Source organism: Nitrospira sp. SG-bin1, assembly GCA_002083365.1.
Classification (GTDB): Bacteria; Nitrospirota; Nitrospiria; order Nitrospirales; family Nitrospiraceae; genus Nitrospira_D.
Window position 1 is genome coordinate 187,706 of sequence record LVWS01000033.1, and the last position, 15,020, is coordinate 202,725.

At 55.2% G+C, this 15,020-nt stretch carries 15 protein-coding genes; 9 read left to right on the top strand and 6 right to left on the bottom strand.

Annotation, left to right across the window (positions count from 1 at the left end):
• Positions 1-43: 43 nt before the first annotated feature.
• The 4 genes from A4E19_05305 to A4E19_05320 all read right to left on the bottom strand — a co-directional run bounded on the left by A4E19_05305 (position 44) and on the right by A4E19_05320 (position 4,305).
• Complete coding sequence (locus A4E19_05305; GenBank protein ID OQW32777.1) at positions 44-2,173, bottom strand: hypothetical protein; 2,130 nt, start codon at positions 2,171-2,173, stop codon at positions 44-46.
• A gap of 304 nt (positions 2,174-2,477) precedes the next feature.
• Positions 2,478-2,687: a hypothetical protein gene (locus tag A4E19_05310; protein OQW32778.1), complete on the bottom strand. Its 210-nt coding sequence runs from the start codon at positions 2,685-2,687 to the stop codon at positions 2,478-2,480.
• Entirely contained in the window at positions 2,687-3,001 is a 315-nt protein-coding gene (locus tag A4E19_05315) for a hypothetical protein (GenBank protein ID OQW32779.1), read from the bottom strand. The genes A4E19_05310 and A4E19_05315 overlap by 1 nt, the downstream gene beginning before the upstream one ends.
• A 365-nt stretch (positions 3,002-3,366) precedes the next feature.
• Complete coding sequence (locus A4E19_05320; GenBank protein ID OQW32780.1) at positions 3,367-4,305, bottom strand: hypothetical protein; 939 nt, start codon at positions 4,303-4,305, stop codon at positions 3,367-3,369.
• Positions 4,306-4,535: 230 nt separating this feature from the next.
• Between A4E19_05320 and A4E19_05325 the strand changes: the two genes are divergently transcribed.
• On the top strand, positions 4,536-4,739 hold the full coding sequence (locus A4E19_05325; GenBank protein OQW32781.1) for a hypothetical protein: 204 nt from the start codon (positions 4,536-4,538) through the stop codon (positions 4,737-4,739).
• Positions 4,740-4,799: 60 nt separating this feature from the next.
• Complete coding sequence (locus A4E19_05330; protein OQW32782.1) at positions 4,800-5,381, top strand: hypothetical protein; 582 nt, start codon at positions 4,800-4,802, stop codon at positions 5,379-5,381.
• A gap of 17 nt (positions 5,382-5,398) precedes the next feature.
• Here the strand turns inward: A4E19_05330 and A4E19_05335 are convergent, their stop codons facing one another.
• Together A4E19_05335 and A4E19_05340 are read right to left on the bottom strand one after the other, a co-directional pair.
• Positions 5,399-5,794 (bottom strand): hypothetical protein, encoded by a 396-nt coding sequence (locus tag A4E19_05335; GenBank protein OQW32783.1) that lies wholly within the window; start codon positions 5,792-5,794, stop codon positions 5,399-5,401.
• Between the two features lie 102 nt (positions 5,795-5,896).
• Positions 5,897-6,094, bottom strand: coding sequence for a hypothetical protein (locus A4E19_05340; GenBank protein OQW32784.1), 198 nt, complete (start codon positions 6,092-6,094; stop codon positions 5,897-5,899).
• Between the two features lie 738 nt (positions 6,095-6,832).
• On the opposite strand from A4E19_05340, the gene A4E19_05345 reads away from it, so the two are divergent.
• The 7 genes from A4E19_05345 (at position 6,833) to A4E19_05375 (ending at position 14,969) form a co-directional block, all read left to right on the top strand.
• Entirely contained in the window at positions 6,833-7,108 is a 276-nt protein-coding gene (locus A4E19_05345; GenBank protein ID OQW32785.1) for a hypothetical protein, read from the top strand.
• 46 nt (positions 7,109-7,154) lie between these two features.
• A complete protein-coding gene (locus tag A4E19_05350; protein OQW32786.1) occupies positions 7,155-7,511 on the top strand; it encodes a hypothetical protein in 357 nt (118 codons plus the stop codon).
• Between the two features lie 148 nt (positions 7,512-7,659).
• A complete protein-coding gene (locus A4E19_05355) occupies positions 7,660-8,901 on the top strand; it encodes a hypothetical protein (protein ID OQW32787.1) in 1,242 nt (413 codons plus the stop codon).
• A 227-nt stretch (positions 8,902-9,128) separates the two neighbouring features.
• The gene (locus A4E19_05360; GenBank protein OQW33181.1) at positions 9,129-10,151 is read left to right on the top strand and encodes an efflux transporter periplasmic adaptor subunit; all 1,023 of its coding nucleotides are present in this window, start codon (positions 9,129-9,131) and stop codon (positions 10,149-10,151) included.
• 6 nt (positions 10,152-10,157) lie between these two features.
• Positions 10,158-13,292 (top strand): cation transporter, encoded by a 3,135-nt coding sequence (locus A4E19_05365; GenBank protein ID OQW32788.1) that lies wholly within the window; start codon positions 10,158-10,160, stop codon positions 13,290-13,292.
• A gap of 21 nt (positions 13,293-13,313) precedes the next feature.
• Positions 13,314-13,766: a hypothetical protein gene (locus A4E19_05370; GenBank protein ID OQW32789.1), complete on the top strand. Its 453-nt coding sequence runs from the start codon at positions 13,314-13,316 to the stop codon at positions 13,764-13,766.
• Between the two features lie 186 nt (positions 13,767-13,952).
• On the top strand, positions 13,953-14,969 hold the full coding sequence (locus tag A4E19_05375) for a hypothetical protein (GenBank protein ID OQW32790.1): 1,017 nt from the start codon (positions 13,953-13,955) through the stop codon (positions 14,967-14,969).
• The last annotated feature ends 51 nt before the right edge of the window (positions 14,970-15,020 follow it).

Below are 15,020 nucleotides of genomic sequence, written 5' to 3' on the forward strand. Positions count from 1 at the left end.
CGTTCACTCCTTCCACGTTCTACCGGGCTGAAACAGGGCTCCGCTAATGTAATATTGGTTGATATGTCTTTCTATTAAAGTGTGGCGGAAGGGCGGGATTAGTGATTCCCATCATTATCTGGATATATGTTTTTATAATCGGCAAGATTTGCTGCATTGCCTGTACTAAATGCCTTCGTTTTTGTTCCAAGGGATAATTGCTCTCCTCAATTCTCTGAGCTTCCACTATGAAGTCACTTATGTTGGAATCAAAGGACAATTGTACGGCATGCCCAAAAACCATATTGTCTCTTAATGGGAAAAGAGTCGGTTTCGTAATCGACAAATCTATCTCATGAACTGAAATATCATGCACGTGCTTGATTATTTGCTCATCTTCCTTTTGTAATTGAGCCAATGTAACCTTTTCAGTGTTTGCCTGGTGCTCATATTCGATAACTTCATTATTCAGTTCGTTTGCCAGGAGTTTTAGTAAATCAGAATATTTCTCCTCCATCGGTAAGCTTATCCGAATAGCTTCACCATCGACATCAACGGTTAATTCATCGCTCAGCCTTGTGAAAAATTCGAAAGAACAAGACACATTTGCAACTCCATTTCTCTTGCCGTACCTTTTCTCTAGATTACGCAAATGTTTTTTTAGTTCTTCTCCGACCTTTTTATTCTTAAACACCACTCCAGTGCTTGAAGAATGGATAGTAATCGTTTTTTTCACTCCAGTGACTTTTTCACGTACAAACTCTTCCAATATAGTTTTTATGAGTTGCCTTTCCTGGGCGTGCAAAGAAATAGTCTCTATTTTCATTTTAAGCCGCTGAATACTCTTCTCCAGACCTATTATTTGAGAGGCAATTTCCTCATATATATATACCGGTCTTATATATCGATCTAGGTATCCGAAGTGTTGATCGACATTACCTTTATGTAACCGTAAAGGTGAGTTCAACAAATCCCACAAATCCTCCTCATTCTTTGGACCACCGTTACTACCTGTGGCTAAATTGATGGTGTCATGAACGATGTTTCCCTTGAACGATAAGTCTGTAAACCCAATGAAACCATTTTGATGTTTGTGCCAACTTTGCATATGCCAAAAATAGATGGCTAAATCACATATATTGGAATATTTGCTCAAAAAACCTTTATCTTCCTTTTGAATCCCTTGTAGTAATATTCTGTTAATTCGTTTCCCCTCCGTTAAATGGTCGTCTTGTTTGGTCCTCACATGAAAATCGAATTTATCTGAATCTACACCGAGAGCAGCAATCCGTTCCTTTACGATTTTCAAAATCTGTGGGCCTACATAGGTATAACGCACGTGAGAACCTAAAAAACTATCGCCGTCATAATGTGTTGGGAGAAACTTTCTAAATTCCGGAGGTAAGGTAACACCGTATTCCAGGAACCACGACTTCAAATGCCCCTCTTTCTCGAGCTGCAGATCAGCAAATGGCAATCTCAATATTTGCACCCCGTTATCGGACACCATTGTTGATCTTCTTTGTGTCGCGGCATAAATTTCATCATAGAACTGCTTACACATCTCTTCCGCCATGCCCACATTCCATTCTTTAAGGGTTAACCCAGGCTTTTTGCCCAAGTCATAGACGGCCAAAAACCAGGGGAAGGTCTCATCATACATCAATGAATACTCCACATTAGACCCCGCTATCATCGTTCCAGTCACATGAGAATAATAGGGTGCATTGTGAAGAAGAGCATGTAATACCTCTCTTCGCAATCCAGGACTATTTTTCAGGATTGGCTTATCCAATAATCTGGTGGCCCAGGTTTCGAGTATGCAGGCACCACCGGTGACAAGAGGCCGATAATCGGCGGTCTCTAGAAGATTGGCACTTATGATATTGGCTCGCATGATGTCGGGACCATACAGCTCAACGAGATGACGTAATTTTCTCGCGTCTAGCTCGGCTAAAAAAAACGGTTTGGGCACATCAGAAAAGTAGCTTTCTACGAGCTTAGGGTCTGAAACAACTCCACCTGAACTTCGCAAATCATACGCCGCTCTTGCATATTGTGCCGCATTGAAAAGCGACGCAACCCTACTGATTCCCAAAACAGGTGGGTCTTTTTGACCAAAATTAAATGCAGCTCGAATAGCCTCATTGACGGCGATATACCGATCTACAGGTGTTCTCGAATTACAGTTCATGTTCTGCGTTCCTTAAATGTGTGAACATTCAGGCGCGTCCTCATCATTGGCCCACGCCAGCCTTAATAGCTTCTGATGCCAAGTGTGACCGACGAGCGTATGGCAGGAATTGAGCCAAAAGCAGTGTCGGTTGTGTACTCCACCCCGTTTATCATCAACGATCACGGGCTAGCCGGAGCCGAGCAATCCTTGCTTCGGAGAGTGCATTTCACGGGACATGATGGCCACACCACCTGCCGGTCGCTTTCTCGTTAGTGTGAAAGAGGGCGATCAGCTTTAGAATTGACTGATGCCAGAACGCCGGTCACGCGGCCTCGCTTCCGTACCGGCGGCGCTGAGAGCCGCGAGAGAGTTTTTGTCGGGAGATGAGGATGTTCCGATTTCGATTGATCACATCGTCGACGATCATTCCACAGTTGACGCAGCGCCAACCATGAAAGTCCGATGGCGAACCGGTTTGTACCGCGAAACTGTCGTCGCTGACGGCGAGGCCGTTGCATCGTAAGCAATTCATCAATCATCTCCCTGTAGAAAGGTTCCTCCCCTCTGGGGAGCCGCTTGTGGAGTCCCGGTGACTTCGGCATGCGTGGCATGCTGCAGGCGTGTCGCTTGCAGCAACGCAGTTCCATCTCGGAAGCCCAGCACATACCGCCTGAGAATCTCGGGAGGACACAGCCGGTAGTTGTCGGTATGATCACAATTCAACAAGGCATCTTGCAGTCCGTCCGCTTCCGCACGCCACCCGTCCCCCTCCGATTCCGTGTTGGCCTGCGCGGATTGCCTTTGACACCATTCAATCCGAAGGTTGATGGGACTCGTTGGTTTCATATATTTACCGCCTAAGTATTAATCAATAATGGATCCAGCAAGTTGGATGCCATGGTGAATCGATTCCGAGGCGCAAGGCGATGTCCCTCATGAATGAGGAGGTTTGAATGGAATTGTAATGGGTTATGAATAGGACTCTGTCGTTGCCCATAACGTTGAGGGTTCCCATGTACCTATGAAAAGGTGAAGAAGTGAAGGATATAGAATCTACTGTTCGGTAATCACACTAGGCGATACCCTAGCTTGGATGCCAGCGTCGGGCGCGACTTGTAGGTAATGATGTGTAACTGAAGATTGAGAGAATAGCAGCCGATATTTGTGCCGACGAGAATTCCTTCCCGCTCTCTCATGGTCGAGAACGCATCTCAATGAAGGAGCATCGAGGCCAATTGAGGCAGCCAGGGCAGCATCACGATGCCCGAACAGATTGAAAGGGCCACGATCGAAGCGACCAGTTCTTCATCGAGGCGTGCTTCGGCGGCAAGGATCACGGAACTGACCGCCGACGGCATGGCGGCCACAAGCATGACGACAGCTCGTTCCATATCTTTCAAATCCAGCACCCAGACCGTCGCCATCCCCAGCAACAGCCCACCTCCCATGCGCACAGCCACTCCCAGGGCAGCCAACCGCATTGTCTTTCGAATTGCCGACAAGCTGATCGACAGGCCCAGCACCAAACTCGCGAGGGGCGTGGTGGTGAAGTGCAATGGCGTAAGGAGGTCGCGTAACCAGAAGGGGAGATGATGCCCTGAAAACTTCACGGAAAGGATGCAAGTGAGGGCCCACAAGGGGGGCGATGATAGAAAGCGGATTGCCACGGACCTGTGAGCGGCGGCTTGTGCGCCGTGCCAGACGGCGAGGCCGTACAGCACCGTAAGGGTCAAGGTGGTTTGTCCGAGGTCGAACAGCACGGCCTGAGTCAGGCCTTCCTCGCCGAACGTCGAAAGGACCACGGGAAAAGCAAAATACACTGAATTGATGGAGCCCGTGGCCAATACGAATCCGCCTTGTGTTTCGGAGGGAAGCTCCAACAGACGGGCGAGGAGCCAGGCGAAGAAGACCATCGGAAGCGTGATGAGGCAGGAGGCCAATGGAAGTTTCCAGGCCGTCGGAGCAAGAGCGACTCGGTCCAATGACACGAGGATCGTCGCAGGAAGACTGATGGAAAAGACAAACGTGGCCAACCGTTCGGCGTGAGTCTTGGTGAGCAATGCACGTGACCGAAGCAAAGCGCCGATGACGAAAATAGCGACAAAAGCTTGGAGGGACAGAGGCATGACCGTTGATGCACCCGGAGACATGATGCCTTTCTCTGTGGAGAGATACAACCGCTCTTGCGAGGATAACTATCCGGCAGCTTTATTCTTCTGACTCCAATGGGCGTAGAAGTAATATTGTTGCCTCCTTCTCGATCGACGGTTATAAACGGTACCTAAGACCAAGCACTTGTCATTTCTTTACCATGTCGAACAGACTACGGCGTTCTTCAGATCTTCCCAAGGCAGCTATTGAGGCGCTGTGGCAGGGTAATGTGATAGAGGCGATCAGGATCGTTCGTCAAGAGCGGAACATCGGTCTGAAAGAAGCGAAAGACGTGGTGGATGCCTATATCGCCTCCCAGCCGGCCCTCAAGAAAAAGATGGATCAGGTGCTCGCAACGGCGCGGCAGCGATTTATCCGTTGGCTGATCGGGTTTCTGGTGCTCGCAGCCGGAATTGCCTATCTCATGATGTGAGACTTTGGAACGTAGAAGGGACGAAGCGTAGAACCAGCAATTGACGTCAGGGGGTTCAGCATGAAACACGGCAAACAGATAACCGCGTTCTTGATACTGGGCATTGCGTTGGGCGGAGCCTTCGCCCCGAGAGGGGTGATGGCCAAGGTGCAAGTCTTGCCGGAGACGACGCTGTTGGTGGAAGGAAAGAAGGTCGCCGGACAAAAGGGATTGCTGCGCCATCCCGTCGTGAGAGGGTTGTTCGCGGCGTTCGAACGCGCGGAAGCGGCGCTGAAGAAAGAAGATATCGATGCGCTCATGCAGTTTTATGCCCCGTCCTACGATTATCATGGATTGAAAGTCGACGACGTGCGCCGGGTATGGGGGGAGGTGTTCGAGCACTACAGGACGGTGGAATCACTCCATTTGTTTTCCGACATCAAGATCATGCAGGTGAACGATGAACTTCGTGCGGAAGTGACCTGCACGGGAGGACTGTACGGCACGGACGCACGCACGGGAAATCGGCTCACGCTCGACAGTTGGTTTCGCGAGGTCCACTATCTGGTGAAAGACGGTGACGCCTGGCGGTTCCTGGGCAATGCCGGCGAGGTGCCGGCTGAGGCTCCCTTCGCATCGGCCCCGCACCACCCGCTGTTCTGATTCATGCGAAAAAATAGTCAGCGGTGCTGAAAGCGGATGATGACGACCGGCATGAGGGCAAAGAGCAGAAGAGCCGTGTAGTAGGCAGTGCCGGAAACCGGATCGCGGTTGAGAAAGACCTCAGCCACCGACATTCCTCTGAGCCACATTCCCACGGCCAAGTCAGCCAGCAACACTAGTCCCATCGCGATAACGCCGACGGACAGCGCCGAAGACTGCCGCCCATCAAGCCGATGACGGGCCATCCATCGCGCCGCGACGACAATGACGGCGAGCATCAACGGCATTTCCAGCAATTCGGCCGTTCTTTCGCCGAGTAGTGGAACCAGGATCAGAACTCGTCCAGTGCCCAGCACGAACCCCGCACCGAATACCAAGAGAAAGTAGAGAACCGCTGCTTGGAGGATCCGCATGAGTGATCGTCCTTGTACCTCCAGAAGAGGCGTGGCGAGTGGGATCGCTTCAGAGCTTGTCGAGATTCACATGCGTGACTGTTCCAGGACTCGGTACACAAATTACAGCATGAGTTCAAAATTTCGGACGTCGTCCTCAGTACCTGCACCCAGATGTCCCGCATCGAACCAGTGAACTTCGACGGATTTGCTGAGGCCTTGAGTTTCTGCTCGTAGACTTCGATCGGAGCTGAAATGTGCCGGTCGCGTTGCCCCGGCCAAGCCGCGCGCTGGATTCGCCCGCGCGAGTTGCGTTCCCAAGACAACTGGTGCACGACAGCGTTGCTTCCAGGGGGCTTGATCGTCGAGTTATGATGTAGAAAGCATATGCCGGGTTCAGTGCTAAGCCGCCCGGAGATGCTGCTTACTTAAACTCAATAAACGACCTTGGCTTCATGCACCGGAAGTCCGTTGTCATGTGGCATTTCAGGCTCATTCTCCATTCCAGGCGCTCTCACGCAGACTACTGGGTGACCCACGCCTCGTCAACGGCGAAACGGGCTCTTCGTTGAATGGGCAAATTGTCGGAAGACTGTTTCACTTTGGTGCAAACGGACATCCTTCAGCAAGGGCGTCACGTCTTTCTTACGACCAGTCACCTGGACATTTGCACTGACGATCGAAGATAGTAGCTCTGGGTGCGCGACAAACGGTCTTGCGTAACGAGCCACCATGCAACGATTGAAGGTTCAACGAGAGTTGAGGTCCACCAATTCAGCTCAGCTCTCGAGCGGCGCAGTCCATCTTCTCTAACACCGCTCGAGACAAAGGAGGCGGCGAGTCAGGGTTTCGCCATCATGACCTGCTTGTGGCGGTGCTCGCGAGTAGCGGGAACATCACCATAGGCCTGTATGCCGACAAACATGGCCTGAAATGGACCGGGGGAATCGAGCGGGCCTACGTGCCGTTGCACGCGAGTCTCCGTGGAAATCCGGAAGACGAGCCGAGGTCTTTTCTGGTAGACTTCATCGGTCACAATGCATGACGGAGGACTGACGAGTGGAATACGATCTTCCCAAGAAAGCCCTGGAGGCGCTGGCCGAAGGCGACCGTATCAAAGCCATCGAACAGACTCAGCTGGAGAGAAACATGAGCCCGGAGGATGCGAGGGAGCTGGTGGCCGCGTTTATCCTCTCGCAGCCCTCTCTGCAATCCAAAATGAGATTGGTGGAAAACCGATCGGAGACACCATGGGGTCTCATGCGCTGGCTGATTCTGTTCCAAGCGATCGCGGTCGCCGTCGGGTACTTCCTCTTTTTCCGCGATCAATGGTGATCCTTGACAGGCTTACTTCGGTTGCGAGAAACTGTGAACGCTCTTTATGCGAAGACGAGCGCCTCTGCAATTCATTGCGATGGTGGTGGTGTTCACCTTCTGTCAGGTGATGGGGGCGATGTGTGTCTTGCCCGATCTCTCTGACGCAGATGAAACAGCCATTTTAGGGAAAGAAAGTACGGCCTGTCCGATGGACGGGACCATCATGTGCCCGCCGTCGCTCACCACGTCTCCTGAGCGTCAGATAAAGAACAGCCTGGTCGTGGTGGTTGATCCTGTTTTGTCTCTGGTCGGTCGCGCCGAAGTTCCCGCCGCCGTCTCTTTTGAGTTGATTGAATCGTGGAGCAACGCCTATTCCATTGTTCCCATCTCCATAAGCTCTTCCTCGGTTCTTCGAATCTGATTCTACACCTCCAGTATCGTCGTCCCTCGCCTGGCTGCTGAAGCCGAGCGGCGGTGATGTCTTTTTTTATTGTCGGAGGTGGGTCATGAAGCACGCTTCTATCCCTTGTTCATTCCCCCCAGCGCGGGCTGGGTGGCTGATCACGCTCATGCTACTGTCTTTACCGTGGTCGGTCGGCGCGGCCGACGAATTAGTCGAACGGCGCTTGGAACTTTCCAGTCTTATTCGAGAACTCGAAACCGTCAATCCCGAAATCAAGGCGGCCCGTCAACGTTGGGAAGCGGGCCAGGCGGCCGTGCCGCAAGCGCAGACCTTGCCGGATCCGCGACTTCAACTGGGATATCAACGCATGCCGATGGTGCCTCCCGTCGTGGAGGGAGTGATGTACGGAATCGGCCAAGAAATCCCCTTTCCGGGCAAACTCAAGCTGAAGGGGGAAGTGGCGCAACGTGACGCCGAACGGATGGAGCAGGAATACAACGCCACCCGCCTGAGATTGATTGCCGCGCTCAAGCAGGCCTATTACGACCTGCATTTTGTCCATAAGAGCATCGACATTGTAGAGAGGAACAAGGCGCTGCTGACGCAGTTCGAGAAGACGGCCAAGGCTCGATACAGCGTGGGACAAGCAGCTCAACAGGATGTGTTCCGGGCCCAAGTCGAAATTTCACGCGTTCTGGATCGGCTGGCCGTCCTTGACCAGCGGAAGGAGAGCCTTCACGCAGCGATCAATCGGCTCCTGAATCGCCCGCCGGACGGTCCTTTGGGTACACCGGAAGAAGTGCACAGCACGATTCTGACCATCCCCCTCCATGAGCTCAACCAGCGGGCGAACGAATTCTCACCCGCGCTGCTCGCCACGGCGAAAAGCGTCGACCGCTCTGAACGGTCTGTCTCGCTGGCGAAGCGGCAATACTATCCTGATTTCGATGTGACTGCTCTGGGGATTCGCAATGACAAAATCAATGACAACGGTTACCAGGTGATGGTCGGCATCAAGATTCCGCTGTTTTATGAAACGAAACAGAAGCAAGGCGTACGAGAAGCTTTGGCAGGACTCGAAGGCGCCCGCGAAGACTTTGCCGCCGCCAGACAGGATCTTTTGTTTCAAGTCAAAGATGCCTTCGTTCAAGCCCAGCGAGCCGAGCGGCTGATCACGATTCTGCGCGACGCCATCATTCCCCAGGCGACGCTGGGCTTGCAGGCGGCTCAAGCGGGCTATGCCGTGGGGAAAGTGGATTTTCTGACGCTGCTGAACAGTCTCTTGACGCTACAGGACAGCCAACTCGAATTGCACAGCGAGATCGTCAATCATGAGAAAGCACTGGCCCAGCTCGAGGCGGCCACCGGCGGACCGTTGGATGGATCGGAAAGGAAGCCGAAGTCATGAGGCGCCGCGGTCCTATCCGAAAGGGTTCCTTCCTTCTTCTCGTGGGAGTCGGTTTGGCGTGGCTGACATCGCACCCCGCGATGCTGTTGCCGGCGGAGTCCAAACAGGACGAGATGGGCGGAATGGAAATGCCGGGGACGAAAAAGAAGGACGCGAGGAAACCGGCTCCGGCGAAACAATCCGTCGGAACCGAGTCCGCCCGTGAGCGGGAAAGCGTTCCCGGCATCGTGACCATCCCGCCGGAACGGCTGCAAACGATCGGGGTCAAGTACGGGCAAGTGACCCGCCGTCCATTAGAGACGGCCATCCGAACCGTGGGGCGCGTGGCCGTGGATGAGCGCCGGCTCGCCAAGGTCACCATCAAATTTCACGGGTGGATCGAAGCGTTGTTCGTCAGCGCGCTCGGGGATCATGTCAAGAAAGGGCAGCGGCTGTTTACGATCTACAGCCCCGATCTGGTCGCAACCCAGGAGGAATACCTGTTGGCGCTCCAGGGCCGTAAACAGCTCGGCGAGAGCGAATTCCCGGATGTGGCCCGTAGCTCCCAGGAGCTGCTCGAAGCCACGCGGCATCGCTTGCATCTCTGGGATATTTCCGAGGAGCACATCCGCGACTTGGAGCGGACCAGGCAGGTGAGGAAGACCTTGCCGATTCATTCACCGATTGCCGGAACCGTGATTCGCAAGGAAGTCGTGCAAGGGGCCCATGTGGAGCCGGGTCAAGAGCTGTACACCATCGTGGACCTGTCTCGCGTCTGGATCTTGGCGGACATCTATGAATACGAACTCTCGTTTGTGAAGGCCGGACAAAAAGCGGCCGTCACCCTCTCCTATGATCCAAGCACCGTGCTGACCGGACAGGTGAGCTTCATTTATCCGACGTTGGACCCGAAGACCCGCACGGCCAAGGTGCGGTTTGAGCTCGACAATGCCGACGAGAAACTGAAACCGGACATGTATGCCAACGTGGAGTTGCGGGTGAATTTGGGCACTCGTCTGTCCATCCCACAAGAAGCCATCATCGAGTCGGGCCAAAAGCAAGTCGTCTTTCTCCATCTGGGCGGCGGGAAGCTCGAGCCTCGCCTGATCAAAACCGGAGTCAAGGCCGGCGAGTGGTCTGAAGTGCTGACGGGGCTGAATGAAGGGGAGCACATCGTCACCTCGGCCAACTTCCTGATCGACAGCGAAAGCCGGCTGAAATCCGTCATCGAGAACATGGGCGGGATGCCCGGCATGAAGATGAACGAGTGACCGATCATGGTTGAATGGATCATCGAATACAGTGCAAGAAACCGTTTCATTGTCTTCTTGTTGGTCTTCTCGTTGTCCGCCGTGGGTCTCTGGGCCATGTGGCGGACGCCGATCGACGCACTACCCGATATTTCCGACACACAAGTCATCGTCTATACGACCTGGCAGGGCCGTTCGCCCGATCTCGTCGAAGACCAGATTACCTATCCCATCGTCACAGCGCTCTTGTCGGCCCCCAACGTCACGGTCGTCCGTGGTTTCTCGGACTTCGGCTATTCCTACGTCTACATCCTGTTCAAAGACGGGACGGACATCTACTGGGCCCGCTCCCGAGTGCTGGAGCGTTTGAATCAACTATCCGGCCGCATGCCGGAAGGAGTCACGCCGCAGCTTGGCCCGGACGCGACCGGGGTCGGCTGGGTTTTTCAATACGCTTTGGTCGACGAGTCGGGACAGCAAGATCTCGCCTCGCTGCGCAGCTTTCAAGATTGGTATCTCCAGTATTGGCTGCGGGCCGTCGAAGGCGTCGCCGAAGTCGCCAGCATCGGTGGCTTTGTGCGGCAGTATCAAGTGAATCTCGATCCGACCAAAGTGTTGGCCTATGGGTTGTCGCTGCCCGCCATCGTCGAAACCATCCGTGAAAGCAACAACGATGTCGGCGGCCGGGTGGTGGAATTTTCCGGGATCGAATACGTCGTTCGAGGGCGTGGCTACTTAAAGAAGGTGGAAGACATCGAGAAAATCGCCGTCGGCGTCAACGAGAACGGCACACCGATTCTCTTACGCGACGTCGCGACCGTCCGGCTGGGGCCTGATATGCGGCGGGGCCTCGTGGAATTGAACGGCCAGGGTGAAGTCGCGGGCGGCATCGTGATCATGCGGTTCGGCGAGAACGCCCTGACCGTCATCGAACGAATCAAAGCGAAGCTCAAAGAGATCGAGCCTTCCATGCCGAAGGGCGTCAAGGTCGTCCCGGTCTATGACCGGAGCGACTTGATCCACGACTCGATCGCCACGGCCAATGAAAGTCTCCTGGAAGAATTGCTCGTGACCGGGGTGTTGATTATTGCGTTCTTACTCCATGTCCGTTCCGCCATCGTCCCGATCTTAACCCTGCCGATCGCGGTGCTGCTGGCCTTCATTCCCATGTACCTCATGGAAATCGGCATCAACATCATGTCGCTCGGCGGCATCATCGTCGCCATCGGCGACATGGTGGACGCGGCCATCGTCATGGTCGATAACGCCCATAAGCGTCTGGAGGAGTGGGAGCGGGATGGGAGAGTCGGCGAGCGGCTTCAGGTCCTCATCGATTCGGCCAAGGAGGTTGGACCCCCCATCTTTGCCTCGGTCCTCGTGATCGCGATTTCATTCATCCCGGTCTTTGTGCTCGAAGCGCAAGAAGGCCGGATGTTCAAACCGCTTGCTTGGACCAACAACCTGGCCATCGCCATGTGCGCCGTGTTGGCCATCACCTTGGTCCCGGCCTGTCTTCCGACGTTCATTTGCGGCAAAATCTTTCCGGAACAAAAACATCCCGTCAGTCGTTCCCTTCAACGGCTCTATGCACCTGCCCTGCGCCTGGCTCTTCGCTACAGAAAGGCGGTCGTGGTCGGAGCCTTGGCGCTGATGGCCAGCGTCGTTCCGCTCTATCAAAAGATGGGCTCGGAATTCATGCCCCCGTTGTACGAAGGGACGATCCTCTACATGCCGACGACCTTGCCTGGTCTCTCCATCACGGAAGCCGGACGCATGTTGCAGATCATGGACCAGAAACTCCGTTCCTTTCCCGAAGTGGACCATGTGTTCGGCAAAGCCGGACGGGCGGAAACTTCCACCGATCCCGCGCCCTTCAGCATGATGGAAGTCGTCGTCGAACTGAAACCGAAAGACCGATGGCGGCCGGGGCTCAGTTATGAAGGCCTGGTGGATGAAATGGACCGGGCCATGCAATTCCCCGGCGTGACGAACGCCTGGACCATGCCGATCAAGGCCAGGATCGATATGCTCACCACCGGCGTCCGCACCCCGGTGGGCATCAAGATCTTCGGACCGGACCTGAAGCAAATCGAACAACTCGGCGTGCATTTGGAGACGGTGCTCAAGGAAGTACCGGGCACCCGCAGCGCCTATGCGGAACGGGTATCCGGCGGGTATTTCCTCGATTTCGACATCAATCGCGAGGAGATCGCCCGCTACGGGCTCAAACTCATGGACGTCGGCAGGATCATCGAATCGGCCATCGGCGGAGAGAACATCGCGACGACGATCGAAGGGCGGGAGCGCTACCCGATCAATGTGCGCTATCTGAGGGAATTGCGGGACGATCCACAGAAGCTGCAGCGAGTCATCGTGGACACGCCGACCGGCGCCCAAGTACCGCTGGCCCAACTCGCGACGCTGCGATTCGTCAACGGTCCTCCCATGATCCGTGATGAAAACGGCATGCTCGCAGGCTACGTCTTCCTCGATATGACGGGCCGTGATGTCGGGAGCTATGTGGATGATCTTAAGAAGGCCGTGGCGGAAAAGGTCCAGCTGCCGGCCGGCTATACCATCGTGTGGTCCGGTCAGTACGAATTCATGCAGCGGGTGAAGGAGCGGCTGAAGTTGGTCGTTCCGCTGACGCTCGTCATCATCTTCGTCACGTTCTACTTCTCGTTCGAGTCGGTGGCGAAGACCTTCATGGTGATGGTCGGAGTGCCGCTTTCATTGGTCGGAGCCGTCTGGTACCTCTCGATCCTCGACTACAACATGAGTATTGCCGTGTGGGTGGGACTGATCACGGTCGTGGGAACGGCGGCGGAAACCAGCGCGGTCATGCTGGCCTATTTGGATGAAGCTTGCGCGCGACGCAAGGCAGCAGGCGGACTTACCACCTTGCAAGACCTGATCGACACCGTTCAGCTTGGCGCGGTCGAACGTATCAGGCCCATGGCGATGATCGGCTTTGTCGATGTCATCGGGTTGATTCCGGTCATGTGGGCCACGGGAACCGGCGCGGATGTGATGAAGCGCATCGCCGCGCCGCAAGTCGGCGGCGTGTTCTCGGCCATGATCCTGACCCTATTCGTCATTCCCCCCGTTTACGCAATGTGGCGGTGGAGGAAAGAGCGATCTGAAATGCACGCCCGTGCGTAGGGAGGTCGCAGGAATAGGGTGATGTGTAACCACTTGCTCGATCAGCGGCTCATCGTTCTCTTCGGTCTTGCCGTGGCGGTCAACTATCCGTGGGAACGGGCTCAGTCCCGTCTCTATGTCCTGCCTAACGGGGCGGAGGTTGGGTGGTGGATGTGCGCGGCGGCGAGTGTTGCGGACGGCCTGATCGTTCTGCTGCTCTTCCAGATCGGCAAGCTGGTGACCGGGCAGCCTGACTGGTATCTCAAGCCGGGCGCGCGGGGGTATGCCGCCCTGCTGCTGTCTGGAGCGGTCGTCAGCACCGTGATCGAGTGGAGCACGATCCATGTGGGGCAGTGGTGGGCCTACAGTCAGCGCATGCCCGTCGTGCCGCTGTTGAACATCGGGGTGGTTCCGCTGGCCCAGATGCTGGTGCTGCCGCCGTTGATTTTCATTCTGCTGGCGTGGTGGCACCGCAAGAGGGGGAATAATGCATGAAAGATCCGGTCTATGGCTGATCGGGTCCAAGAGAGAGTCCGTTTCCTGACGCTGTCCGGCACGGTGTCGTGGTTGAGATCTGATTAAAGCGTCCTACCTTTCAGCCAAGACCTCGATGGACATTGGGACCCGCTTTCACTATTTTGAAGTTTCGATGATCGGGAGATACGGCAAAAAGGACTGAGCATGGTCGTGCCATCACTCCTCTTCATCGTCTCGGCAGGCGCGATCGTCTTCGCCGGGACGAGGCTCTCGCATCATGGTGACCAGATCGCCGAGCTGACCGGCTTGGGACGATTATGGATCGGCGTCGTGTTGATGGCCGCCGCGACATCCCTGCCGGAAGTGTTGACCACGATGAGCGCGAGTTGGATCGAGGCTCCGGACCTCGCGGCCGGCAACCTCTTCGGCGCCGGCCTGAGCAATATGTTGACGCTCGGGCTCATCGATCTGTTGTATCGCCAGAAGCGCGTCTGGCGGCAGGCGGCCTTGGGACATACGTTGACGGCGGCGCTCGCCATGGTGTTGACGGCCCTTGCGGCGTTCTTCGTGCTGTTGCGGATCGATGTGGTCCATCTCGGCGTGGGCCTGGAAAGCGCGATCCTGCTGATGCTGTACGTTTTGGGTATGAGGCTGGTGTTCCGGCAAGAGGACATGGCTCGCCGCCAACTCGAGCGAAAAGCCGTCGTGGAGGGCTTCGTTGAGGCGCACCATGCCGACGTCAATCACCGCGGTGAGCTCCGCCGTGCGGTCATCGGGTTCTTAATCGGCGCGCTCGTCCTGCTGATGGCGGCGCCGCTGTTGGCCTGGTCGGCCGAGCGGATCGCGGAGGAAAGCGGCATTACCGCCACGTTTATCGGAACGTCACTGGTTGCGATCACCACGTCGTTGCCCGAGTTGGTCGTGTCCATTTCCGCCGTCCGATTGGGCGCATTCGACTTGGCCGTCGGCAATCTGTTCGGGAGCAATGCGTTCAATATGGCGGCGTTCTTCTTCGCCGATCTCGCGTATCGGGAGGGAGGGCTCTTGAGTGCCGTGAGTTCAACGCATGCGCTGACGGCTTTGTGGTCGATCATCATGATGAACATCGGACTGATGGGAATCATTTACCGGGCGGAACGGCGGTTCATGTTCATCGAACCGGATAGCTTGTTGATGATCGTGATCTATATTCTCGGGCTCTGGCTTCTCTTCAGGGGATGACAAGACACACCTCGCAGCGTCCTTTTCCTTCGCCATTGTGTCGCAATACAC

What these genes read in the sequence shown, in the direction of transcription:
- A4E19_05305 (OQW32777.1), bottom strand. Translation starts at nt 2,173, where the DNA reads ATGAACTGTAATTCGAGAACACCTGTAGATCGGTATATCGCCGTCAAT.
- A4E19_05310 (OQW32778.1), bottom strand. Translation starts at nt 2,687, where the DNA reads ATGAATTGCTTACGATGCAACGGCCTCGCCGTCAGCGACGACAGTTTC.
- A4E19_05315 (OQW32779.1), bottom strand. Translation starts at nt 3,001, where the DNA reads ATGAAACCAACGAGTCCCATCAACCTTCGGATTGAATGGTGTCAAAGG.
- A4E19_05365 (OQW32788.1), top strand. Translation starts at nt 10,158, where the DNA reads ATGGTTGAATGGATCATCGAATACAGTGCAAGAAACCGTTTCATTGTC.
- A4E19_05330 (OQW32782.1), top strand. Translation starts at nt 4,800, where the DNA reads ATGAAACACGGCAAACAGATAACCGCGTTCTTGATACTGGGCATTGCG.
- A4E19_05370 (OQW32789.1), top strand. Translation starts at nt 13,314, where the DNA reads ATGTGTAACCACTTGCTCGATCAGCGGCTCATCGTTCTCTTCGGTCTT.
- A4E19_05375 (OQW32790.1), top strand. Translation starts at nt 13,953, where the DNA reads ATGGTCGTGCCATCACTCCTCTTCATCGTCTCGGCAGGCGCGATCGTC.
- A4E19_05335 (OQW32783.1), bottom strand. Translation starts at nt 5,794, where the DNA reads ATGCGGATCCTCCAAGCAGCGGTTCTCTACTTTCTCTTGGTATTCGGT.
- A4E19_05355 (OQW32787.1), top strand. Translation starts at nt 7,660, where the DNA reads ATGCTACTGTCTTTACCGTGGTCGGTCGGCGCGGCCGACGAATTAGTC.
- A4E19_05350 (OQW32786.1), top strand. Translation starts at nt 7,155, where the DNA reads ATGCGAAGACGAGCGCCTCTGCAATTCATTGCGATGGTGGTGGTGTTC.
- A4E19_05320 (OQW32780.1), bottom strand. Translation starts at nt 4,305, where the DNA reads ATGTCTCCGGGTGCATCAACGGTCATGCCTCTGTCCCTCCAAGCTTTT.